We start from the raw sequence: 21,888 nt of genomic DNA, 5'->3' as shown, positions 1-21,888 counted from the left end.
TTGTTGGACAGCGCCTAGGTGATGCGCGCTCGTCGGCATTACCGGGCACTCGGGTCAGATGTGGCTGGCACCATGGTCGAGCCCGTCGCCGATAGTGCGTTCGGCTTCGGTATGGGTGAATTGATCGATGCCGATGTGAATGGTGGTGGCGTTGTACAGGGCTGCGTAAGCGTCGTGGCGGGTGAGCAAGCCTCGGCCGACGAGTCGGCCGAGGCTGTTGGCCGCCAGCAGCAGCGTCCGATGTCGGGTGCCCGTCGATGCGGTACGTACGCGGGTGGTTTGGTTGCCGAGGGCCTTTGCCACGTACGCGTCGAGGTCCCGTGGTGCCGCAGTGGGGATGATCGGCGGCGGGGGAGTGACCAATGCGGTGATCAGCCAATCGGGTAACGGTATCGGTGCCCGGTTGTCGACCAGTCGGTAGCGGCCGAATCCGAGGCTGGATCCGGCAGCGACGACGTAGCCGCCGTGGCCTCGCGTGTCGATATGCGCTCCTAGCCGCCCGATGCTGTTGCGCAACAACGGTTCTACGGGTGCCAGGTAATACAGGTGAGCACCTCCCGATGGTGTGGCGACGGTATAGGTGGGGACCGGGACGGGGTGTCCGGTTGTGTCCGCTAGTTGTTTGAGAACGTCGCGGCCATCGCCGACTTCGGTCCGAGGCTGCGGCGTGGTCGGGGAGTAGGCGACGTCGAGGTCGAGGACATGGAGGTGGCTGGGACCACACGCGATCCCCACGTTTCTGGTCGAGTTCTGAGGCCACCATGCGTTGATGGTGGAGGAGTTGATGGTGGCTTGCTGCTCCCACCGTTTGATGGCGGGCTTCTTCGAGCGGGGTCGCAGCGGAAACACGAACCAGCCGTGGCGGGCCGCGGCGAGAGCGCTATCTCGAAGCCGATTGTCAGACATGAGGTTTCACCTCCGAACAGATCTTGTGATCGTGGACTATCCGGGAGAACGCAACATCGGGACGCCGAGATCGGTCAGGGTGGCGGTGGCGGGGTTGGTCAGGGTTCGGTCCAGGGCGGCGAGTTTGTCTTTGCCTTTCGCGAGGCTGTATTTCAGTCCCTGGACTTCGCCGAGCCAACCGTTCATGGTGGCTTCGGTGATGCGATCGTCGAGGTTGCGGATGATCTCGATCAGCCGGTTGCGTTGGGTCGGTGCGACTCGCAGCATCGGACAACGCAGACAGGCGTGTTCGTGCTGACAGCCGGTGCCGTAGGGGCGAGCGCAGGTACCGAGTTCGAGTTTGCGGGTGTGGAAATGCTGCTGGAACTCTTGCCATTCCGTGGTGGTGGGTTCGCGATACTCGGTATCGGGGCGCACGGCACGACGCCCGTCGACGTAGGTGCGGTAGGCGCGGATGAGGTCGTCTTGGAAGACCGCGAGATAGGTTTGGGTGGTGACGATGGTGCGGTGCCCGAGCAGGCGGGCCGCGATATGAACGGGCAGCCCACCGGTGACCGCTTCGGTGGCGAACATCCGGCGGAAGTCGTGTGCGGTGTAGGCAAGGGCATCACCGGCCGCATCGCGCAGTCCGGTACGGGCCACAGCGTCGTTGAGTAGTCGACGGACGACGGTGTAGCTCAACACTTTCCAGCGGTGCGCGTGGCGTCGCTGGAACAGGTGGGGAAGGTCGGGCCCGGTGGTGCGTTCGTGTGGATCGTAGCGCGCGGTCAGCGCGACGATGCCGGCGTTGCCGCGGCGCAGTCGGCTGATGATGGAGGCCAGGACGCTGGCGAGCTCCGGACTGACCAGCATTCTCTGAACTTAATCTTCGGTCGGCGCCCGGATTCGACACTGCGCTCAGGAAATTGTTGTGACCGTGGGGATTCCGAGGCTGGTGGTGGTCGTGTCATGGGTGCGCCGGTCGAGTTGAGTGAGTTTGTCCTTGGCGCCGGCGAGGCTGATTCGGAGTCCCTCGACTTCGCCGAGCCAGCCTTCGCGTTCGGCCTCGGCGATGCGGTCGATGAGGTTGTCGCGGATCTCGGTCAGTCGGGGTCGTTGGGCGGGGTTCCGGCCAAAGGAGCGCGCATCGGACGCAGGCGTGTTCATGGACGCAAGGGCTAGAAATCGCGCGTCCGCAGGTGCCGACGGAGACCTTGCGGCGTTCGAAGCGGCCGAGGAATTCTTCCCATTCGGCGTCGGTCGGGGTGCGGTATTCCTCGCTGGGGCGCAGGCTCCGGCGGCGGGCTAGGAACGCCAGGTGGGCTTGGATGGCTTCCTCGGGATAGACGGCTTTGTATCCCATGGTGACGTTGATGTCGTGGTGGCCGGCGATGATCTGGGCGATATGCGGTGGCAGGCCGCTCATGATGGCATCGGTGATAAAGATTCGCCGGAAGTCGTGGGGCGAGTAATGCAGTGGTTGTCCGTCGGTGGGGTCTTTCAGGCCGGTGTGGGCCAGGGCGGAGTTGAGCATGGTTCGTAGTGAGCTGTCGCTGATCGCCCTGATCTCGCTGGGGAACTGTCGCTGGAACAAGACGGGCGCTGGTGGCCTCCATACGCATTCATAACGGTCATAAACGGGAACGAGTGGCACGGTGCCATCGGGTTCGCGGATCCGACGGATGACGGTGGAGAGCACGTCCGCCAACTCCGGGGAGACAACCAGGAGCCTCTCCTCATCGGTCTTCGAGGGAACGATCTGCAGCAGCGGCACGATCTCACCCGTGGTGGGCAGGCGGTATTGGATCAGGCTGTGATGACTGATCTCGAGCAGTTCCTCGACCCGGCAGCCGGTCAGACGAAGAACTTCCACGGCCGCCCACGCCCAAAACGCATGGTCGTCTTCGTGGCCGAGGTCGCGGCGCTTGCCGGTTGCTGGATCGTCAGCCCAGATCTTCTCTGCGGTCTTGGTTATCGAGCGGGTCAGTGTCTGTCCGGCGGCAGTGAAGGGTTGGCCAGGCGGGGTCTGGTCAGCAGCCTGCCGGAGGATCGCCGCGTTGTTTCGTCGCTCGCTGACGGTATGCACCAGCACCGGAAGGACCGGAAGCCGTTCGCGAGTGCGTGCATCCATACGTGCTTTGCGGTGGCGCTGGAATTTGCGTTGGCTGATCTCTTCCTGACCGACCGGGCAGGGAGTGGCCCACCGCGCCCACCGGGCAGGATCCTCGATCGCCCACTGAGCCAGATCGAGGTAGAGCGCCCGCACCGGGGTCAGGCATTGGCGATAGCCGATCCGCTCCACCGCGATGACGGTCTTCTCTCCGCTCGCCGTGGTGGTCACCTGTTGTTTGGTTCGCTGGCGCTGCTTCCATGTCTCGGCGACCTCGCGTGGCAGTTGCAGGCTGTCAATCCCGGGGTGATGCTGTTCAAGATCGGCCCAGAACCGTTGTGCCAGATAGTAGGCGAGTTGCTTCAGGCTGGTGTAGTCCAGCGCAGGTTGGCGTTCGGCCAGGTAGTCCACGAGCAAGTCGCGGACGGGGCGGCACTGCAGTCCGTAGCGGTCGACGAGTTCGGCCGGGGTCAGCTGGCCTGCGGTGCGGAACGCCCGCAATCGTTCCGGCGCGTCGGCTTCGAAAACCCCCACTTCGCGCAGCATCCGATAGAAGACCTTGTGATCTTTTGTCGGACAGGTGAAGGTCGCTGCTTCGCAGTCCATCAGCTCCAGCGCATCACCGACGGTGATGTCGGTCAGGATGCCTCCCTTGGCGGCGATGATCTCGGCGCTGCGGCGCAACGTCAGGCTTGCCGCATAAGCGGACACGTGGGGGTCGGCGTCGCACAACGATCGAAGGCGCGCGAACCCCTGCGGGTCACGATGGCGGGCCAGGTTGCGGGTCAGAGAGCCCTTGCCGGCCGCGCCGGCGACCAGGCAGCCCAGCGAAGGGCGGACGATGTCACCGCAGATCGCGACGACCAGCGCCCCCGACAGTTCATGCCAGAGCCATCGCGACTCCCGACCGCGCGCCCGTTGCCAGGCGATCGGCGATTGACGCCACGCGTCGCCGAGATCGTCGGCGCCGCTGGCCATCCAGCGTTGCTGCCACGTTTCACCGGGCTGGTCGGTCAGCCAGTTCAATAGCCACGCCAGTCCGCGAACGCGCCTCTCCTGGCTGTTGACATTGTCGAGCACGAACATTCCGCTCGTGAGCCGTTGCCACACCTGACCGCGGTCCTGCCCGGTTGCGGGCCAGTCGGTCTCCACCAGACGCGGGGGAAAGCGGACTCGCGCTGACTCGCGCTGGGCCTTGGAAGGACGAGACGCAATGCCCGGAAACGTGATGACCTCAGTCATGGCGCCCGGCCCCGAACAGGATATCCAGCGTTTCCGGTCGGTAACCAGGAGCCGGGGCCGGCCGCTCCCGTTCGGCGGCCTGCCGGGTCTGCTCAGCATGGTGGGCCAGCACCCTGCGGATCACGTCCTCCTTGCGGGGCGTCAAATAGATCTGCGTCGTGGTCAGCTGGGCATGACCCATCACGAACTGGACGTCGGTCAGCGGCAGACCAGGGTCTTCGGCCATCCGGTAGGCCGCAGTGTGTCTCAATCCGTGCAAGGTCGCCGTGCTGCCCGCCGCAGCGTTCACACGCTCGAACATCCGGTGCGCCGCATGGTAAGTCAGCGGCCGGATCGGCCGCCGCAGCGTCCACCACAACGGCAGCCGCTTTCCCCGCGGAATCAACTCACCCATTTCGACCTGGTAGAGCCGCAGCCACACGAACGCATCCGACGAGGCCGGCAACTCCTGAATCGCCCTGCTGCCCTTACGAATCACCGATATCACCTGCCGTCCCGGATCGGCGCCGGCCTGCGTCGCCGACAACAACTCCGAGGCCCGAGCACCGGTGGAGACATAGAACGCGACCAGCGCGCGATCCCGGTGTGAGGGCAGGTGCGCGAAGATCTCGTTGAACTCATCGTCGGGTATCGAGCGCGGAACCCGCTTGGGCACCCGTGGCCGATACAGTCCCGACCGCTCGTTCCGGAAGGGCTCCATCGGATTGTGGTGCGCGTGCCTGCGGCCCTCATGCCCCGCGCGAACCAACGGGAACGGGTTGACCAGAATCGGTCCAAACGCGACGCCGAGGTGGAAGTCGTAGAAGCACCGCAACACCGTCTCACTGTGCGCACGAACCGACGCCGCATACGGCTGCCCGGAAGGCGTTGCCGCCGAACTACTCTGGTTGCGCCAATGCGACCGGACAGGCTTCCCCGCGACCAGCAGCCACCGGCAGAAGTCGCGGGCCTCCACCCGAGTCGCCCGATCCCACGGCATGCCGATCGCCCACAAGAACCGGAACCAGCGCAACAAGCCCAACCCGTATGAGCGGACCGTCGCCCGACTGCGCCCGGCCGCCTGCAACTCACGGAAATACGCCGCTACCGCCTCGACCGGCGCTCCATCCGGATCGACCAGACGATACGGCTCCCACCGATCGCCCGTCGCGACCAACGCCCCGGCCGCCGGCACCACCAATGACTTCAGATCCCGCTGCTTCTCGTTTGAGACCACGGGCAGGGACCGTAGCCCCTTGACGCTGGATCTGTCCCCTGAACTGCTAAGACAGACAACGTAGTTCAGTCAATAGGTAGTAGGCGTTCCTCATCGGTCTTGGACGGGATGATCTGCAGCAGTGGCACTAGCTCGCCGGTATCGGGCAGCCGGTAGGAAGTCAGTGCGAGGTGGGTGATTTCGAGGAGTTCTTCGACGCGCACGCCGGTGTGACGCAGCGTCTCGATGATCGCCCAGGTCCAGAACGCCTCGTCCTCCGCGCGTGAGAGGTTGGTCCGGATCGCTGTCTCGGTCTCTTCGACGATGACGTCGTGGGGGCCGCGTTTGTAGCCGGTCGTCTCGTTGGCGGCAGTAATTCTGCGGTAGCGGTGTCCGTCGTGGCCGAAGACCTCCCCGACACGTGTGGCGGTGGCCGAGTCGAGAGCGTCGCGGCAGGTGTCGCGGTGCCCGGTGGCGGTCTCGACGAGCACGGGTAGTTGCGGAAGGCGTTCGCGGACGCGTTGATGCATCGCGGCGGTGGAGCGTTGGCGAGCTTTGACGATGCCATCGGTGTCGCCTTTGCGGACCGGGCTGCGCACGGCCCACTGCACCCAGTATGGATCGGCGTGGGCCCACTCCTGGATGTCGAGGTAAAAGGCGCGGACCTGAGTCAGGATCTCCAGCACCGAGGTTCGCGGCCGGATCGTGCCTCGCTTGGTCGTACATGTACGCAACCGATGTTTCCATGCGGTGGCGATCTCGTCGGGCAGATCGAGGTCATCGATGCCGGGATGGTGTGCTTCGATATCGGCCCAGAATGTTCCCACCAAGCGACCTATCATCGTGCGCAAGCTGTTGTAGTCCAGGGCGGGTGCACGTTCCTGGCAGTAGCGGATCAGCACTTCCTGTGCCCGCGGGCTGGTGATGCGATAAAAGTCGACCAATTCATCGACCGGGCGCTGCCCCACCCGAACGGTTTCGGCCAACGATCCCTCTACCTCGAGGACGCCGACCTCACCGAGTAGATCCCAGGCGGTGTTGATGCCCTTGTTGGCCGTGTTGTGGCCGAGGTTCCAGTCTCGCTGCTCGAAAATGTCGGTGGCGGTGAGCGCGCGGATCGTTTTCCCGGTGTGCAGTGCCGTCCTGGCGATGACGCGGACAGCGTTGCGGTGTTCGAGCGCCGTCACTTTCAACGCTGTTGCCCGTTCGGCGACGCGGTCGAACATTTCCGCGTCGATCGCGGCAGGACCATGTTCGTAGAGGAACTGTGACCTGTTGTGGGCGAAGTAGCCGTAGCCGGGATTGATGGTGCGCCCCAGCAACAGCCAATTCATTCCCGAACGCAATTCATGGTGGTTGATCGGCCAACCCCGCGGGTCCGCGGCGGTGAGTTGACCGAGCCAGTCGTAGCCGTCATCGATACCCGAAGCTGACCAGCGTTGCTGCCAGCCGGCACCGGGTGATGACTCGAGCCATGCCAGCACTCGAAGCGCACCGCGTAACCGTTGCGCCTGCACATACGCCTTGGAGTCGAACCACATGGGTAGGTCGAGCAGACGACGGGCGGCCGCCTCGGCGGAAAGGCGATCCGCCGGACCAGCGACATGCCCCGGACACGATCCCCTCAGCGGCGCAACACTATTGGCTATCGACGGGGCCGGCTCGATGGTAGTCATCGGATCCCCTCCCCGAACAAAACATTCAGATCGGCTGCGTCGTACCCCGCCGCCGGCGCAACAGGCGGGGCAGCGGCGTCGGTTACGCGGCGCTGCAGATGTTGATGGACTCGCTCGATCACCTCGGTCTGGTCCTCGGCCAGATAGATGTCCGCGGTGGTCGATAGATGGGCATGGCCGAGGATGACCTGGACATCACGCATCGACAGCGCCGAATCCCTGCTCATCCGTAACGCGGCGGTGTAGCGCAGGTCATGCATCGACCAGTTGGTTCCTAGCAGCGTATTGACCCGACGGAACACCGCACGCAGCGCGTCATAACTCAACGGCTGCCGGGTCAGGCCGCTACCATGGTCGCGGCGTCGAAGTGTCTGCCACAGTGGCTGATTCGGCGGCAGCGGAGCGCCGAGATCAGCCAGGTACAACCGGATCCACACGAAGGCTTCCGGGCTGACCGGCAGCCACTGCTCGGCGCGAGTGCCCTTGCGTACGACGCGGACCAGCTGCTCGCCCCAGTCCAGGTCCACTCCGGACCGGACACCGAGCAACTCCGCGGCACGGGCACCGTTGCTGACCGTGACAGCAAGGATCGCCCGATCACGATTAGAACGCAGACCCGAGAACAACGCGATCCATTGCTCGTCGGGAATCGCCCGCGGCGTGCGATGAGGAACTTTCGGGTTGTACCGGATACGGCCCTGCGGGCGAAAGGGTTCCAGCGGGTTGTGATGAGCGTTCGCTCGACCCCTGCCGCGACCCAACGGCACCGGATTGACTACAGGACCCTCACCCAACTCGTTCCAGAAACTGTAAAAGGAGCGGATCACCGCATTGCTGTGCCGGACCGTGCGCGGCTTGTACCGATCGTCGAGATAGGGCTTGCGGGTAATCGGGTTGGTTGTGCCAGCGGTGGCGGTCGAAGCTGTTCGCTGCGACCTGATCGGCTTGTGTGCCAGCCGCATCCACAGAACCAAATCACGGGTTTCAGCTGTGGTGGCATGCTCCCAGTCGACGCCCGCGACGTGCAGCCAGCGCCACCACCGCAGCAACCCGAAGGCATAACTGCGGACCGAGGCCGGACTGCTGTCACGTGCAACGAGGTCCAGCAGGAAGCGTCGGATCGGTTCCACTGCAACACCGTTCGGATCGACCACCAGCCAGGGCGCGGCATCATTGACGGCCATCACCGCACCCCACCGTGGCAGAACGATCAAGGACAGATCGGGCCGGGTATCGCCGTGCGGTGTCATGCAATCTCCTGAATTGAGCGGATGCACAACGGGTACAGGGTGTTTGAAGTGAGGTGACGTTCCAGGCCGGAGTGTCGTCTGTTAGTCCGGTCAACAGGTTGTCGGCGGGCCAGCGGCGCCACCAGCGGCGGATCCGTGCCAGATCACGGGTGGCGTTGTCTTCCCAGCGTTTGATGGCGGGAAGCTTGGTGGCGGGATGGAGGGGGAAGATGTGGAATCCGCGTTCTGCGTGGTCGAGGGCCGCGGTGAGCAAGTCCGGGCCCGCTGGCGCGAGCGGGGTGGTCACTGCTGCTCCTGGCGGGTGCGGCGGTGCGCTGCGATGACACGGGCCAGTTGTATCGTGTGCGCGGCGGTGACGTCGAGTTCGAATTCGGTTGCGCCGCTGTAGAGGACGCGGATCTGCCCGCGAACACCGTCACCGGATTCGCCGAAGCTGATGCGATCACCAGGAGGGAGGACTTCGGTGGGGGCCAGGACCCGGCACAGGGTGTCGATGGTCGCGTCGGGCTGGGTGAGGCGGATCGTGTGGGCGTGCGCGCGGGGGCGGCACCGCGCGAGAGTGGCTTGGTAGTCGGGCAGTAGTCGCCGGGAGATGTCGGTGGCGATCGCGGTCGCGGTGCGGTGGGCGGAAACGGTGATGGTGTTATCGCCTTCCCCGGTGCCCAGGTCTGAGCCGTATTGGTGGTAATCGGCGCGGATGTGCAGGCGGCCGTGGTCGCTGCGGCGGTGGGAGTCGTCGCCATCGGTGACCGACAGGCGCTGTTCGTCGGGGCCATGGAGTAGGACGTGTGCTCGGTGTGGCTGGCCGCGTTCGGCGACCCAGCCCGCCCCGAGGGCGGCGGTGATCTGGTGGGTGAGGTCGAGCAGATCCATGATCACGCTCCTTGCTGATCGGTAGAAGCGCGGATCGCGGTGATCCGGCGCCCCGTCGCGGCGAGCCCGGCGAGGACGTCGGGCGATGTCACCGCGACTCACCCGGGTCGCCGAACAACGCACGCCCGAGGATGAGCGCGGCGAGTAGGTCTGCGGGTTGGTCGGGGTTGGGGGCGGCGTCGCGGATCTTGCGGACCTTCAACAGCCGGGCATTGCGCAGGTCGACCCCGATCGCGGGTGGGGTGGTGTCATCACCGGGGTCGGAGACGATGATGTAGTCCGACAACGGCATCCACGCCTCGTACCAGGCTTCGGCGGGTTGGCCTTCGCGGGCAGGTTCGCGGGGATCACGCTCGGGCACCGTCCACACCGCGCAGCGGCAGGCCGGGTCGGTACAGCGGGAGAACCGCTCGCCCGGGTTGGGGTTGTAGCGGTGGATGCGCCCGGCCAGCATCGGACATACACGCCGGGAGTAGTACCCACATTGCGGGTGGACTCCAGGCTCTACAGCCAACCCACGCAGGTAGTCGACGGGCCGTATGTAGATCACGACACGGTCGTAGAGCCGTTGCCCGCAGATCTGACACAACCGGTCACGGAAGGTCTCGGACAAGATCGCGGGGTCGAGTTTGCCCCACACCGGTCGGCTCCGGTCGCGATGGGCCAGGGTGATGTGCGGGACAACCATCCCCTGGGCGGTCGGTGCGCCGGCCAAGTACGCCAGCGCGGGTGCACGGTCGGACGCCGTCGGTGGGTGAGGGGTTGGTGAATCGGTCATGATCATCTCGAATCTGGTTGTGCCGCCGCAACACTGCGCGACATCGGTGAATGCTCGGGTGGTTCGGTGACAGGGCTGGCCGACAGGGCAACGGCGGTGACGCGGTCGGCGGTTGCGGTGCCGTGGATACGCACTCGCACTTCGATGTCGGCGGTCACCGCGCCGGGGGCGGCCGGTGCGGCCTGCCAGGGTCCGAACCGGTCCTCATCGAGGACAGGCAGGTTCGCTTCGATCCAGGCCAGCAATGCTGTGCCACTGCCGATCACCTTGGCCTCCAGCGCCTGCCGGTATGCGGGTCGTGGTCGTGGACGTCGACCACGGTGGGCGCACCAGGCGCGTGCATGGTGACCGACCGGGGCAGCACGGCTTGACGACCACCAGCCGACCAGCATCGGTCGGCGATCACGCACCGGCCCGCGACGTCGATGTCGGTCGGGGCGAGATACCAGCTGAACCCGGTGGGGAGTTGGTCGAAAGGGCTGTTTTCCCAGTGGGTTCGGCTGGTGCCGTCGCCATGTGGTGTGATGACCTGGGTGGCGTGCTCGACCCGCACCAGTGCCATCACCGGCAACCGCTCGCCGCGAGCAGCGGCGACATCGACGCCGGGAAACATCCCGACCACGGTCGCAGAATGTGGGTGCATGCCGAAGGCAGCGTGATAACCGGCGACCACGACACCGCTGAACCCAACAGAGTGGGCCGGGTCGCAGGCGCGGAGGTGGTGGTCGTAGCGGGGGGCGACGCGTAGCCGTGCGGTGTAGGCGTGCAGGTCAGTGTTCATCGGCGCCACCGAGGGATCGCGACGCCGGAGCCGCGGTGATCGTGAACGGCAACCGCCGCACCCGGTCTCCGAGGTAGGCCGGAAGCGCGGGCAGCAACTCGGTGACGATGTCGTCGCGATGCGACGGCGCAATGCTGTTCATCAGTTGGTGTCCTCTCCGAATGGTGGGTCAGGGCAGTTGCTGCACCGATTCGATGAAGGTGAGCGGCAGCAGAACTCCGGGAGTGTTGGTGTTGTGGTGCACGACGGTGTGGTGGCGATGCACAGCACCAACCCGCACCCGGTCGTGGCGGTACCCGCCGCGTGTCACGACGGTCGCGATCGTGTCGAGGCGACGCAGCCGGTGCAGTTCGGTACCGATGACCTCGACGACCGGATCCACCGCATCACCGCGCGCGGCAAAGTTGCTTGCGTCGGAGAGGGTGAGCGGGCGGCGGTTGACGAGCTCCCGGACGTGGTGCAGGCCATCGCGATTCGCGTCGTCGACCAACCAGGCGTCGATGACCTTGAGTACCCGGCGCAGGAACTCGCCTTCGGTGTCGACACCCACCTGCGAGGGCAGCTACGGCCTGCTCACCGATGGCTCCAATAGAAGTCGAACCAGCGGGCGAGACGATGCAGCGGGCGTGGTCGATACGGTTAGAGCGCCGACGCCAGATCGTCGGCTGCCTGGGGGCCGAGATCGGTGTAATGCCAACCACTGTGAGGGTTTTGGCCCTCGTGGATGAGCAGCCGTACCCGGTGGCCATCGGTGCTGGCGATGACCGGGTGGTCGTAGATATCGCGCAGCCGGATCAGCGTGCTGGCGAGGGTGAGGTGTTGTGTCATCACAGGATCGGGGTCCTTGCCTAGGGAGGGGCGCCACCGGCGCCAGGGCGGTGTCTTGCGGTGGATATGTTGGCGTTCAGGCGGTTTCGAGGTCGAACAGGTCGGCGTAGCGTTCCTCGCCGTCCAACGACGGGCACACGCACTTGGGGAAGGAGTACAAGCAGTCGGCGCAGAAGCCGCACAGAGAGCAGTGCGGGCCGACGGGGTTGTCGTTGAAATAGCCGCATTCCTCGCAGTAGCCCCAGTAGCCGTCCTCGGCGGGTAGGTAGGTGTGGTTGGAATACCAGCTGCCTTCGTCCCAATGGCCGAGGCGTTCGTTGAAGATGTAGGCCGAATGCTTGTAGGCGGGGTCGACGCTCAACAGCACCATCTTGTCGGTGCCGAGCCAGCGTTCGAGCCGTTCACGCCCGGCCCAGGAATCCAGCGACCCGAACGGGTGTATGGGTAGGAAATCCTCGGCGGCGATACGGGTGTCCGAGCGCGGATCATCCTGGGTGGGGTGCACGGTCTCGGGCAGGATGCCGTTGTGCGCGAGGACTGTTCGCGCGTCCCCACCGACGACGAACGGGTGACAGTTTTCGACATCGCGCAGGCCGTGGGTGGCCAGACGGGAATGGAACAGTGCGGGGCTGTTCGGGTATTGCTGTCGGACAGCGGCGAATTCGTTGAGGACGGCTTCGGCGTCCATGCCGCGGCCGACGGTGATGGTGGCTGCGGTGATGACCGCGTAGCCGTGCCCGTGCGGGTTGGCCAGCGCGCCGCCGCGCAGGGCGTCGAGGTTGGGGCTGATGCCGGGTTTGACGAAGGTCAGGATGCACATGCCAGGGCCTCCAGTTCAGCGAGCAGGGGCGAGTACTGCGGGCGGGTGCGTAGCCAGGTGGTGAACGCGGCCCATTCCCAGCCGCGGCGGCGCGCGATATCGGCGGCGCGCAGGTGGCGGGTGTATTCGACCGATCCTGCGGCGAACGCGAGTGCGGCTTGGACCTGTTGCGGGGTAAGGGAACTGGCGAAGACCCGCAGCTCGAACGTTTGCTCGGGGCGGACGTTGATGGCCTCGTAGCGGGCCGCGTCACGCTCGCCTTTCGCGAAGTCACGGACACGCGAACGTGCCGAGGGGGAGAACAGCGCCCAGTCAGATGAGCGCCGCGCCAGGGTGGTGACCTGAGTTTGGTTGCGGTACACGAACTTCAGCCACCGGTAGGCGTGGGCGGGGGAGTCGAACCCATCGCGGGAAACGTGGATGTGGATACCGACGTTGGTGTCGGTGTAGCAGCCCAGCGACCGCAACCGGTTCAACAACGGCCACGGGAACCTGGTTCGTGCGTAGTCGAACGACATCGGGTGGGTGACCAGTTCGAACCCACACGGCCGGATCGAGGAGTCCTCTTTGAGATAGGCCAGGTCCCCGAGGTGGTCCACGGCGGTGTCGACCGCGTCACGGAATCGGGCATCGGGGGTTTTGATTTCGAGTTCGAGCCCGAGGAACAGCGGTCCCTCACCGTGGAAATCGGGATCGGGTTTGTAATCGTAGTAGTGGACTGCGTCGTGCTCGGGTCGGGCGCAATCGCGGCAGTAGATGTCGTCGTAGGCGATGACGTTGAAGCATTCGGCGCAGTCGTGGTAGTTCTCGTCGAGGCAGGAAGCGCAGACCCGGTTGCCACTATCGACGCGATAGGTGTCGATCGCGAGCCGGTCGCAGTCATCGCAGGTGGTGTATTCGTCCGCGCAGTTCTCGCAGATGTCGCGGCCGCCGACCGCGGTGCGGATGTCGTGGCTGTAGGTGTCGCAGTCAGCGCATCGGGTCCACCCGGACACGCAGTCCTGACACAGCAGGCTGTCTTGGCTGGTGCGGTGGCTGGTGCGGGTGTGTCGGGCGCAGCCATCGCAGCGAGACAGGTCGGTGGCGCAGCCCGCGCACAGGTCCTCACCCTCGACCGTGGTGGTGAGGTCCGCTGCAGGCATGGGATCTGAACAGTGCGAGCACAGCTGGTCGAGCAGCGTGGATGCGGGCATGGCACAAGGCCTTTCGGTGAAATGTAAAGAACCCCGCACACAGCTCGATCGGCTGCGTACGGGGTTCTCGGGGACAGATCAGCGCGGGCTAGGACTCAGGGAGACGTCGCCCGAGGTCGTGAGGTCGATGGAGCCAGGCACCTTTGGTTGGGCTGGGGTGTGCGTTGCGCGGTCCGGCTGTGGTCGAAGCACTCGCAATCGGGGAAGGCGGTTTCACACTCGAAGCACCAGCCGCATCCGCTGCAGTAGCGGCCCTTACGGTCCAGGTCGAGGTCCTGGCAATAGCCGCACAGATACCGGCGGGCCCGTTTCGGCCGGCGCAGCGCCGAGGGCAGGTAGCTGGTGTTGGAGTACCAGACACTGTTGTTCCAGTGACCGGCCTTCTCGCCGAACAGGTAGGCGCTGTAGCGGTAGGCAGGGTCCAGGGTGAGGATGACCAGCTTGCTCGAGCCCAGCCACGAGGCGAGACCGCGTGCGCCGCGGCGGGTGTCGATCGACCCGAACGGCGCGGTCGGCAGATAGTCCTCGGCAGCGATACGGGTATCCGAACGCGGATCGTAGGGGCCCGGATGCACCCGCTTGGGCAGGACACCGTTGTGCGCCAACACTGTTCGCGCATCACCGCCGAGACGGAACGGATGACAGTTCGCCACAGAGCGGACCCCGTGGGTGGCGAAGCGCGAGTGGAACAACGCGGCCCACCGCGGATAACGTTTGCGCACCGTGGTGAATCGGTCGATCACGGCCGTAGCTTCCATACCGTGGCCGGTGATAATCCGGTGTCCGGCAATGATCGCGAATCCGTGACCGTGCGGATTGACGCCCGCCCCGACCGACAGGGCGACCGGATCCGGTGTCGTGCCGGGCGGGAAGTAGGTCAGCAGGCACATGCGAGGTCCTCCATCTCGGCCAGAAGGGGCCGGTAGTCGCCGCGCTGGGCCACCCAGGCGGCGAAGTGGCCTTCGGCGGTGTCGGTCAGCTCGATGACGCGTTCGCGGCAACTATCGCAGCGAGCGAGTAGCCGCAGGCAGCGCTGGCATACCGACTGATCGTGGATCGGATAGCGGTCACCAGGATCGGTCGACCGACACACGACACACACAGGTGGGGAGTGCAGGGAATCGGGCATGGTGCAGCACCTTCCGAAAACGAAAGAACGCCACACCCGAGCGTGTGCTCGGATCTGGCGTCCGGGGTTGGTCGGGGATCGCGGTTTCTCGGCTGGCAGACAACCGCCGCCCGCCGCTATGAAAAGTCGAGACGGGCGAGCGTTTTCAGTGGGGAAGTGGGTTCGCCTGAAACACAAGTGGATTGAGATCTCGAGTTGTCGGGGCTGCCGCGTCACAAGGTGGGGCTGGGGCGGACCGGCGCGGCGAGTGAGATTCAGAGATGGCCGGAGCCGGCACGAAGATCGGCGCGTATCCTCGTAGCTGGGGACTGATGCGCGGATCGGCTGGTCAGGAATTTCAGCATGGACAAAAACGTTGCATCCCGTCGTGCCCGCGGCACCCGCTCACCAGAGGTCGTCGCACGACTTGAACGCTCGCGCGCACGAATTCGCGATCGCCGCGATGCTGCCCGCAAACGAGAGCAAGCGGTCACCGGTGAAGTAAGGCGGTACATCGCTGCCTGGCAGGCGATCACGAGGATCGAGGAGGCGCGCGATGACAACATCGCCGCCCTACAGCAGCAGATAGCGGCGGCGCGGGAACGCGCTGCCGCCGAAATCGAAGAGCACCGACACCGTCAAGCACTCGCCGCCGCGAGGATCCGCGAGCAAGGCAACACCGATGACGATGTCGCTGACCTGCTCGAGATCACGCCAAAGCAGGCACGTCAGCTGGTAGCCGCTGCTGACGACGCTACGAAAACACGCGATCCTGACGTTGGCGCACGTCGAGACGGTATGAAGACGGGCGCCCCCGGACAGCGCTTCGAGCGTGGACTTGCCGCCGATCCGGAGTCCATGTCGGCAGCGGTAGAAGTGTCTCGACGGGTTCCAGGCGGAGGTGATTCCGCGCCGACCGGCGAGAGTCTGGGGCAGTCCAAATGACCCGGACTGTGCCCTTCGTTTCGGCTGAATGGACTTGCGCCCGTTCAGACCTATCGCTCATCGATGACGTGGCATCAGCGGTGGTCGAGGGCGTTGTCAGCGTACGAGAGCCCATCGAAGGGACAGGAGATCCGCCGGACCGCTGCGGCATTGAGGTTCAACAGTTCGTCGGGGGAGCATGTGCTGTCCACCGTCCTTCTCATCCGTCGTCACGCTTCCGCGCGGTGCGCAGACAGCTACGAAACCTCTTTGCGGTCGGTAGGGCGAGGTCGACGCTACGGTTGAGTGCAACCTCCACAGCGTGTAGCTCAGACGTTGGCGTATCCGCCTGCGTTCCAGACGATCGAGGTGAACTGGTGTGGCGCGATCGATTCTCGGGCGGTAACGGTGGCGGTGGGTGGGTAGGGCCAGAAGCAGAGCCCGCAGCGGTGGCAGTATTGACCAGCCCGCCAGACAATGCTGGCGGCGGGGATCCCACGAGAAATCCGACTGTTGCGACGGACGCGATGACTGGCGATCGTGAACACGATCGCGGAAGGTGTCGCGAGCACACCGAGAATGACGAGAGCCGCGAACAGTGCCCAACCCCATCCGATACCGGGCTGTGGCCGCATTACCGAGAACGTCATCGGGGCAAGGGCTCCGAGGAATGGGATCGACATCAGCAGCCCCCATGCAACCAGTCGACCTGATCGACGTTGAGCCGGTGCGATGGCCAGAGCACGTGCAAGGTTCGAAGTGCTCGTACGTTCGATCGTCGTGGAGCCAACGACAGGCACGAAGCCGCTGGAAGCGATCCCGACACCGGTGTAATAGTCGGTGCCTGTGATCGTCTGGACTCCGGTCGCGCGGATCGCGGGCACACTTTGGACCCACTCCATGCGCCCGCAAGTGGGGCAGGAGATATCGATGTCCATGCCTACGTCCCCTCCCGACGTGGTCGCGCCGCGGTGACGTCTGCTGCGCAACGGCGTCTCTGCTGATGTCCAGTGCTGCGGCGAAGGCTCCCTATATGAGACACCGCGCGCGGTCAGATGTCGAGGAGTATGGCGGACGGCGCGGCGGGTCGGGACGATGCGATGCTTCATCGGGAGTCCTCCCTGTTAGGTGCTGCGGGATACGGATTCGATGGCCAGGACGTCGAGACTGGACGAGTCGACAAGCCGATCCGCGGCGAACCGGTTGCATCGCGGCGTGGTTGCATGGCCGGATCAGATTGCCGAGCGTCGTGCGTCGAGGTGGCGGATGTGGCTGACCGCGGCAGCGTTCGTCCAGGATCGATTCAGTCGCAAGGATGATGCTGTAGCAGGTGATGAGGGTGCCGTCCGATGCCTCGACGATCTCGTATCCGTCGCGTGCTCGCGGGGGCCTGGAGTCGTTTTCGCAACTTCTACTTCGATTTCAGTGACGCTTGTTGAGGAATATTGCGCCGGTGATGGCGGAGACGGGTTGAGTGCGACGATGGTGGTGGTATCGACAGGCTGCACGGCGGAGGTGTTGGCGTGCGGTAGGGCCGGATCGTCGAGGTCGTGTCTCAGCGCAGGTCAGGAGTGGTCTTCAGTGTGCCGCCAGTGTGTCAAGACAGGCAGGTACAGGCCGGACACGGCGACATCAGCGGAACACGAAAGGCCTCTGACCTGGATAGGACGGTGTCAGCTGGACGTCAGAGCGCATAGCCGGGTTCACTGGGGGTCAGGTGGTCGCAGGTTCAAATCCTGTCAGCCCGACCGACAAAACCCCTTCCGACCAGCATCGGAAGGGGTTTTCTCGTTTCTGGAGAAGCTCCGAGATTTGAACGATCTCACAAAAATCTCACGTTTTCGACCCCGGCCCGCGCGCCCAGGCCTCCAGCACGGCCCGATTGTCGGGCACGGTCTCGGGAATATCGATGTAGTGGGTCTTGGCGACCTCGCGGGTGTTACCGAGTTGGCGGGCGGCGCGTTCAGGGTTGTCGAAGGCGTGATCGACTGCAGTGGCCACGCCTTTGCGGAACGTGCGTGGGGTGACCCAGGCGAAGTCGTCGCCGCGGGCGGCACGCCAGGTGCGCCCGAAGTTGTTGGGGTTACGCACCGAACCGTTGCGGGCGGGGAACAGCAACCTGTCCGGGTTGGGGCGTGCGGTGACTTCGAGGTCCTTGACGGCTTCACGGACCGCTTCGATGGTGTGCTCGGGCAACAGGATCCGCCGCCACCCGTTCTCGGATTTCGGTGCGGGTTTACGCACCCAGCCTCCGGCACCGGCGCCCTTGATCTCCACCAGGGTGCCGGTGACATCGAGGTAGGGGTCGGTGGCGTCTAGGTCGATGTCATCGAGCAGCAGTGCGAACACCTCGTGAGGTCGCATTCCGGTCCCGGTGATCACATCCACCACCCACACCACGGTCCAGTCCCTGGCGGGACCGCTGGTGTATGCAGGTGTGCCGGGGATGGCTTCCCCGCGCGCCCAGGCCCGCACCTGGGCCCGGAACGCTGGCAGCGCAGTGTGGTCACCGACTTTGCCGCGCGCGGGAACGCGGCGTCGGGTGAACGCGGCGACGCCGTCGACGGGGTTGGTGTCGATCACGCCGTGGCGGACCGCGATCTGCATCATCGCCCGCAGGATGATCTTGTGCTGCTTGGCCTTTCGTCGCAATCCGAGGGAGACCAGGTGCTTGATGTGGCGGTCGAGTTCGCCGGAGGTGGCTTGCCAGATCTGTAGGTTCCCGATGGAGTTCTCGATCTTGATCGTGGCCTTGTTGGCGCGTCGGTCGGTGGAGACGTAGATCTCGCGCCGGTAGTCCTCGATGTTGCTCGCGGTGTAGGCGTCATCGCCAGCCAGCTCGCCCAGTAGTTCTTTCGCCAGCGCAATCAGTTTGGTGTTGCGTGTGATCCGATCCCGCCCGAGCTGCTCTCGGTAATCGCGCATGGCCTCCGCCAACCGGTTACGGGCGTCGTCGGCACTGACACCCATGCGCTCGAGCTGTTGCGCACCGCCCGCACCGTAGTAGCGGACAGTGGTCCGCCAGCGCCCGTTGCGCTGCTTCTTCGGCTTGGTTGGTACCCCAAAAGTGCCGACCGGTTTCGGCAACCTACCGCCCATCACACCCTTCCCAACATTTCGATTGCTACTGATTCACTGGTCGACAGCCAGGTTCTCGAAGGAATTCACATGCGCCTTATGTGCACTTCGCCTCAAGATCGGGCCGCGCGAGAATCTTCGGCAGAGCGATCCGCTGATAGCAAGAGCCAGAAGATAGCCGAGAATTAACTATCGATGGTTGGATCTCTCACCGGGAGCATTGGGAAGCGTCGTTTGTGCCGATCGTTTCGGCTCAGCTGTGCGTCCTTCGGGTGGGGCCCGTTCCGCCGCCTCGGTCGAGTTGTTCTTGTTCCCAGGCGAGCAGGTCACTGAGCCGATAGCGGCGGTACCGGCCCATCCGGGCGAAGCGCGGGCCGCGACCGGCACTGGCCCACGACGCCAGCGTCTTCAGCGGGATCTTCAACCGTTGGGAGACTTCGAGTGAACTCAGCCAGACTTCATCACCGGACATCGCTGGCCTGAACTGTGCGCGTGGCGTCAGGGGCGATGATCCCCGAGTGGTGCGAAGTGCGGTGTGGTAGAAGTTTTTTGGGCATGGGTAAGCACCTTTCTCAGATCCTCCCCAGCGCATACGTACCCGACCTCCATTGAACACCAAGATCGGCCGCCGCGGCCAGATCTCACTGATGGGACAACACTGCACGGTCCCTCGATGGCGGCATGGACGTCGGCCTGTTGCGTTGCGGCGCACCTACATTGGGCGACCTGGCGACATGGTGGTGTCGCCGACATGGTAGGGAAGCGAGGGGCCCGGACAACTGGTTCCGGGCGGCTCGACCACTAAGCGCAAATGATGAATGCCGCCGGATGGTCTCCGGACCGGGCGTGCGTCCCGACCCGAAGCGCCACCTTCTGCGTGGATCCATAGCAGCGACACAAATGCTTGCACATCCAACCTGGAATGCGGAGAGGCAGTACACGATCGCGGGCCAATGAAGGATTCGCCGAAACGGTTTGACGGTGTCTGGACCGCGGAAGACATACTTTGCTAACCGGGTTCCGGCCGCCGGACACCCGCACAGCGCCCACGTGTCTACAGGAAGAGCTCGCGGCTCGGACGGGAACGGAGCGGTCGCCGTGTCAGATCACCGGGCGGCCGAACGGAAGCCCTGCCACCGTGTCTGCCAGGGCACCCCACGAAGGTCGCAATGAGTCAGGTGTCCGGACTATCCGACCGGCCGTTCACCGTAAGTAGACTGGAAAGGGGAGGACCAGCGGTTTCTCGTCGACCAGTTGGTTATTCAAGCCGATCGCGCGTTGTCGGGCGGCCATAGGGCGGGGGCCGGGCAAGACCGATTCCGGGCTACTTTGGGGGTTCATGTCCGGAGGGGGATCGGACCCATATCCCCAACCTGGTGCACGCCACTGAACTGCAGCTTTTCTGAATTTGGCGTGTCTGTGTCTAGGACACGGTGAAGGACAAGGGGGAGTGCACCGAACTGCAGCGAATTGACAAGCTGGCGTGCGGAATCTGCGGTGAAGTTGCCGGAGATCTGGGTTGGGCTGCCGGGCGGGGTCGGCGATGACGTGAACGTAGGGAACGTCTTCCTGATGCGCTTGTCGGGCTCGGTATCCTATCGCACATCACCGGTCAACACCCCGCGGGCATACGCGGCGGCCAACTGGGTTTACGGACTCCCCACATCCCGGTCACCACCACCACCGGGCCCCGATGCACCAGCTTGCGTAACCGCGTCAACGGCGCCCGAGTAATGAACTCGACCGGTGGGTGTCGGGTCCGGCTGATCTCGGGCGGCTGGACTACCCGGTGGATCCCGCCGGGTAGTCCGCAGCCGACCCATCCTTCGGCTCGGGCCGACCCACTCAGGGGCGAGTGGCCAGCTCCACTGGCTGTCCGGACTCAGTATCGGGTAGCAAGATGAAGTCGGGATCGATCTGTGCGACCAGATCCTCGCCTGCCCATGCTTTGGCGTTGCGCACGTGGAATTCGACGGCTTGGCGCTGGTAGGTAACCCAGTCGCGGGTGACGGCGTCGAGGGCTTCCTGGATCGTCGCCAGGGCTCGGCGATTGTCGGGTTCGAGGTCGGCGATCGGTCGAACGTCGCCGCGTTCGGCCGCGCGCACGTGCGCGGAGCGGCCGATCCAGCACAGCAGGTTCTCGCCGACGTGTTCGCGCAGGAAGGCCAGGTCATCGGCGTCGCAGATCTTGTTGCCGATGACGGCGATGCGGATGCCGAAGTCCTTGGCGTAGTTGAGATATTGGCGATAGACCCCGACGCTGCGCAGTGTCGGCTCGCATACCAGGGCGGTCAGATCGAAGCGGGTGAACAACCCCGAAGCGAACGAGTCGGCACCGGCGGTCATATCGACCACCACATACTCGCCGATACCGTCGACCATGTGGTTGAGCAGTAACTCGGCCGCTCCGACCTTGGAGTGATAGCAGGCCACTCCGAGATCCTCATCGGTGAACGGTCCGGTCACCATCAGCCGGGCGCCGCCGACGTCTCGCATGCAGGCGGAGTAGATCGGGTTGTCTTCCACGACACTCATCAGCCGCGAACCCGCTCCCGGCGGGGTTGTTTTGATCATCGCCTCTGCCGAGGAGATCCGCGGGTTGTGTCCGCGCAAGTAGTCCTTGATCAATGGCAGGTGCTCGCCGAGGGTTGGCAGGGTCAGCGATTCCTCTTCGGTGGAACCCAGTGCCGTGGCCAGGTGTTGGTTGATGTCGGCATCGATCGCCAGGGTGGGCAACGCCTGCTCGACCAGATGACGGATGAACAATGAGGACAGGGTTGTTTTGCCGCTGCCACCCTTACCGACGAAGGCGATTTTCACCGCCACTCTCCTCTCGTATCAGTAACGATATTCATGTTCGAGATTGGCGACGACAATGTACTCGATACCTCGCCGCGATCGAACGGAGGGTTGCGCAAGCGTCGATGAGTTCCGATCTACCGCAATAGGTTCCAGCCGACACGCACGCGACGAGCGCCCGTGTACAGCGCATCGGTCTCGGTGTCCGGCAACTGCGGAGCCTGGCCCGGGTGACGTGCGGCGGCAACACCATCCCTACGCATTTCGAGATCGAGCGTTGCGTTGATTTCCCCGGTGCTTCACGGTGCCGCGGCCGCCGGTGAGCGTAGTGGTCGTGTCCGGAGGGGC

At 64.7% G+C, this 21,888-nt stretch carries 23 protein-coding genes; 1 reads left to right on the top strand and 22 read right to left on the bottom strand.

The features are described 5' to 3' along the window. Window positions 1-54 precede the first annotated feature (54 nt). The 18 genes from ACIBJI_RS34790 to ACIBJI_RS34705 form a co-directional block, all read right to left on the bottom strand. The gene (locus tag ACIBJI_RS34790) at window positions 55-906 is read right to left on the bottom strand and encodes a bifunctional DNA primase/polymerase (RefSeq protein WP_397087551.1); all 852 of its coding nucleotides are present in this window, start codon (window positions 904-906) and stop codon (window positions 55-57) included. A 36-nt stretch (window positions 907-942) separates the two neighbouring features. After that, window positions 943-1,758 carry a tyrosine-type recombinase/integrase gene (locus tag ACIBJI_RS34785; RefSeq protein ID WP_397087549.1) on the bottom strand — a complete coding sequence of 272 codons (816 nt, stop codon included), beginning with the start codon at window positions 1,756-1,758 and terminating at the stop codon, window positions 943-945. A gap of 94 nt (window positions 1,759-1,852) precedes the next feature. Continuing rightward, the gene (locus ACIBJI_RS34780) at window positions 1,853-4,237 is read right to left on the bottom strand and encodes a tyrosine-type recombinase/integrase (RefSeq protein WP_397087547.1); all 2,385 of its coding nucleotides are present in this window, start codon (window positions 4,235-4,237) and stop codon (window positions 1,853-1,855) included. Beyond that, window positions 4,230-5,453: a tyrosine-type recombinase/integrase gene (locus tag ACIBJI_RS34775; protein WP_397087545.1), complete on the bottom strand. Its 1,224-nt coding sequence runs from the start codon at window positions 5,451-5,453 to the stop codon at window positions 4,230-4,232. The genes ACIBJI_RS34780 and ACIBJI_RS34775 overlap by 8 nt, the downstream gene beginning before the upstream one ends. Before the next feature lie 65 nt (window positions 5,454-5,518). Beyond that, window positions 5,519-7,108 carry a hypothetical protein gene (locus ACIBJI_RS34770; RefSeq protein ID WP_397087543.1) on the bottom strand — a complete coding sequence of 530 codons (1,590 nt, stop codon included), beginning with the start codon at window positions 7,106-7,108 and terminating at the stop codon, window positions 5,519-5,521. After that, window positions 7,105-8,358 carry a tyrosine-type recombinase/integrase gene (locus ACIBJI_RS34765; RefSeq protein ID WP_397087541.1) on the bottom strand — a complete coding sequence of 418 codons (1,254 nt, stop codon included), beginning with the start codon at window positions 8,356-8,358 and terminating at the stop codon, window positions 7,105-7,107. Before ACIBJI_RS34765 ends, ACIBJI_RS34770 begins: the two co-directional genes overlap by 4 nt. Continuing rightward, a complete protein-coding gene (locus ACIBJI_RS34760) occupies window positions 8,279-8,644 on the bottom strand; it encodes a bifunctional DNA primase/polymerase (protein WP_397087540.1) in 366 nt (121 codons plus the stop codon). Before ACIBJI_RS34760 ends, ACIBJI_RS34765 begins: the two co-directional genes overlap by 80 nt. Beyond that, on the bottom strand, window positions 8,641-9,231 hold the full coding sequence (locus ACIBJI_RS34755; protein WP_397087538.1) for a hypothetical protein: 591 nt from the start codon (window positions 9,229-9,231) through the stop codon (window positions 8,641-8,643). The genes ACIBJI_RS34760 and ACIBJI_RS34755 overlap by 4 nt, the downstream gene beginning before the upstream one ends. Window positions 9,232-9,319: 88 nt before the next feature. Continuing rightward, a complete protein-coding gene (locus ACIBJI_RS34750; protein ID WP_397087536.1) occupies window positions 9,320-10,009 on the bottom strand; it encodes a hypothetical protein in 690 nt (229 codons plus the stop codon). A gap of 2 nt (window positions 10,010-10,011) precedes the next feature. Further along, the gene (locus ACIBJI_RS34745; protein ID WP_397087534.1) at window positions 10,012-10,275 is read right to left on the bottom strand and encodes a hypothetical protein; all 264 of its coding nucleotides are present in this window, start codon (window positions 10,273-10,275) and stop codon (window positions 10,012-10,014) included. After that, window positions 10,272-10,790 carry a hypothetical protein gene (locus ACIBJI_RS34740; RefSeq protein ID WP_397087532.1) on the bottom strand — a complete coding sequence of 173 codons (519 nt, stop codon included), beginning with the start codon at window positions 10,788-10,790 and terminating at the stop codon, window positions 10,272-10,274. Before ACIBJI_RS34740 ends, ACIBJI_RS34745 begins: the two co-directional genes overlap by 4 nt. After that, a complete protein-coding gene (locus tag ACIBJI_RS34735; RefSeq protein WP_397087530.1) occupies window positions 10,780-10,932 on the bottom strand; it encodes a hypothetical protein in 153 nt (50 codons plus the stop codon). The genes ACIBJI_RS34740 and ACIBJI_RS34735 overlap by 11 nt, the downstream gene beginning before the upstream one ends. Before the next feature lie 27 nt (window positions 10,933-10,959). Further along, window positions 10,960-11,340, bottom strand: a complete 381-nt coding sequence (locus tag ACIBJI_RS34730; RefSeq protein WP_397087528.1) for a hypothetical protein — start codon at window positions 11,338-11,340, stop codon at window positions 10,960-10,962. Between the two features lie 89 nt (window positions 11,341-11,429). After that, window positions 11,430-11,621 carry a hypothetical protein gene (locus ACIBJI_RS34725; RefSeq protein WP_397087526.1) on the bottom strand — a complete coding sequence of 64 codons (192 nt, stop codon included), beginning with the start codon at window positions 11,619-11,621 and terminating at the stop codon, window positions 11,430-11,432. A 73-nt stretch (window positions 11,622-11,694) separates the two neighbouring features. Continuing rightward, window positions 11,695-12,438 carry a hypothetical protein gene (locus ACIBJI_RS34720; RefSeq protein ID WP_397087524.1) on the bottom strand — a complete coding sequence of 248 codons (744 nt, stop codon included), beginning with the start codon at window positions 12,436-12,438 and terminating at the stop codon, window positions 11,695-11,697. Beyond that, entirely contained in the window at window positions 12,426-13,580 is a 1,155-nt protein-coding gene (locus tag ACIBJI_RS34715; RefSeq protein WP_397087522.1) for a hypothetical protein, read from the bottom strand. The genes ACIBJI_RS34720 and ACIBJI_RS34715 overlap by 13 nt, the downstream gene beginning before the upstream one ends. 146 nt (window positions 13,581-13,726) lie before the next feature. Continuing rightward, window positions 13,727-14,521 (bottom strand): hypothetical protein, encoded by a 795-nt coding sequence (locus ACIBJI_RS34710; RefSeq protein WP_397087520.1) that lies wholly within the window; start codon window positions 14,519-14,521, stop codon window positions 13,727-13,729. Continuing rightward, a complete protein-coding gene (locus tag ACIBJI_RS34705; protein WP_397087518.1) occupies window positions 14,509-14,760 on the bottom strand; it encodes a hypothetical protein in 252 nt (83 codons plus the stop codon). The genes ACIBJI_RS34710 and ACIBJI_RS34705 overlap by 13 nt, the downstream gene beginning before the upstream one ends. Before the next feature lie 342 nt (window positions 14,761-15,102). Between ACIBJI_RS34705 and ACIBJI_RS34700 the strand changes: the two genes are divergently transcribed. After that, window positions 15,103-15,684, top strand: coding sequence for a hypothetical protein (locus ACIBJI_RS34700; RefSeq protein WP_397087516.1), 582 nt, complete (start codon window positions 15,103-15,105; stop codon window positions 15,682-15,684). 308 nt (window positions 15,685-15,992) lie between these two features. On the opposite strand, the gene ACIBJI_RS34695 is transcribed toward ACIBJI_RS34700, so the two are convergent. From ACIBJI_RS34695 to ACIBJI_RS34680, 4 genes are all read right to left on the bottom strand, one after another. Then, a complete protein-coding gene (locus ACIBJI_RS34695) occupies window positions 15,993-16,346 on the bottom strand; it encodes a hypothetical protein (RefSeq protein WP_397087514.1) in 354 nt (117 codons plus the stop codon). Between the two features lie 1,150 nt (window positions 16,347-17,496). Next, window positions 17,497-18,762 (bottom strand): hypothetical protein, encoded by a 1,266-nt coding sequence (locus ACIBJI_RS34690; protein ID WP_397087512.1) that lies wholly within the window; start codon window positions 18,760-18,762, stop codon window positions 17,497-17,499. Between the two features lie 232 nt (window positions 18,763-18,994). Beyond that, a complete protein-coding gene (locus tag ACIBJI_RS34685) occupies window positions 18,995-19,213 on the bottom strand; it encodes a helix-turn-helix domain-containing protein (protein WP_397087510.1) in 219 nt (72 codons plus the stop codon). Window positions 19,214-20,586: 1,373 nt separating this feature from the next. After that, window positions 20,587-21,561, bottom strand: a complete 975-nt coding sequence (locus ACIBJI_RS34680; RefSeq protein WP_397087508.1) for an ATP-binding protein — start codon at window positions 21,559-21,561, stop codon at window positions 20,587-20,589. Window positions 21,562-21,888 lie beyond the last annotated feature (327 nt).

The sequence above is a fragment of the Nocardia sp. NPDC050408 genome (assembly GCF_044458905.1).
GTDB lineage: Bacteria > Actinomycetota > Actinomycetes > Mycobacteriales > Mycobacteriaceae > Nocardia.
The sequence above is the reverse complement of the archived record's forward strand: the minus strand, read 5'-3'. Positions and strand labels throughout refer to the sequence as shown.

Bases quoted from the DNA above. Each gene is read 5' to 3' on its own strand.
- ACIBJI_RS34790 (WP_397087551.1), bottom strand. From the start codon at position 906: ATGTCTGACAATCGGCTTCGAGATAGCGCTCTCGCCGCGGCCCGCCAC.
- ACIBJI_RS34785 (WP_397087549.1), bottom strand. From the start codon at position 1,758: ATGCTGGTCAGTCCGGAGCTCGCCAGCGTCCTGGCCTCCATCATCAGC.
- ACIBJI_RS34780 (WP_397087547.1), bottom strand. From the start codon at position 4,237: ATGACTGAGGTCATCACGTTTCCGGGCATTGCGTCTCGTCCTTCCAAG.
- ACIBJI_RS34770 (WP_397087543.1), bottom strand. From the start codon at position 7,108: ATGACTACCATCGAGCCGGCCCCGTCGATAGCCAATAGTGTTGCGCCG.
- ACIBJI_RS34765 (WP_397087541.1), bottom strand. From the start codon at position 8,358: ATGACACCGCACGGCGATACCCGGCCCGATCTGTCCTTGATCGTTCTG.
- ACIBJI_RS34755 (WP_397087538.1), bottom strand. From the start codon at position 9,231: ATGGATCTGCTCGACCTCACCCACCAGATCACCGCCGCCCTCGGGGCG.
- ACIBJI_RS34750 (WP_397087536.1), bottom strand. From the start codon at position 10,009: ATGACCGATTCACCAACCCCTCACCCACCGACGGCGTCCGACCGTGCA.
- ACIBJI_RS34740 (WP_397087532.1), bottom strand. From the start codon at position 10,790: ATGAACACTGACCTGCACGCCTACACCGCACGGCTACGCGTCGCCCCC.
- ACIBJI_RS34735 (WP_397087530.1), bottom strand. From the start codon at position 10,932: ATGAACAGCATTGCGCCGTCGCATCGCGACGACATCGTCACCGAGTTG.
- ACIBJI_RS34720 (WP_397087524.1), bottom strand. From the start codon at position 12,438: ATGTGCATCCTGACCTTCGTCAAACCCGGCATCAGCCCCAACCTCGAC.
- ACIBJI_RS34715 (WP_397087522.1), bottom strand. From the start codon at position 13,580: ATGCCTGCAGCGGACCTCACCACCACGGTCGAGGGTGAGGACCTGTGC.
- ACIBJI_RS34710 (WP_397087520.1), bottom strand. From the start codon at position 14,521: ATGTGCCTGCTGACCTACTTCCCGCCCGGCACGACACCGGATCCGGTC.
- ACIBJI_RS34705 (WP_397087518.1), bottom strand. From the start codon at position 14,760: ATGCCCGATTCCCTGCACTCCCCACCTGTGTGTGTCGTGTGTCGGTCG.
- ACIBJI_RS34700 (WP_397087516.1), top strand. From the start codon at position 15,103: ATGGACAAAAACGTTGCATCCCGTCGTGCCCGCGGCACCCGCTCACCA.
- ACIBJI_RS34695 (WP_397087514.1), bottom strand. From the start codon at position 16,346: ATGTCGATCCCATTCCTCGGAGCCCTTGCCCCGATGACGTTCTCGGTA.
- ACIBJI_RS34690 (WP_397087512.1), bottom strand. From the start codon at position 18,762: ATGGGCGGTAGGTTGCCGAAACCGGTCGGCACTTTTGGGGTACCAACC.
- ACIBJI_RS34685 (WP_397087510.1), bottom strand. From the start codon at position 19,213: ATGTCCGGTGATGAAGTCTGGCTGAGTTCACTCGAAGTCTCCCAACGG.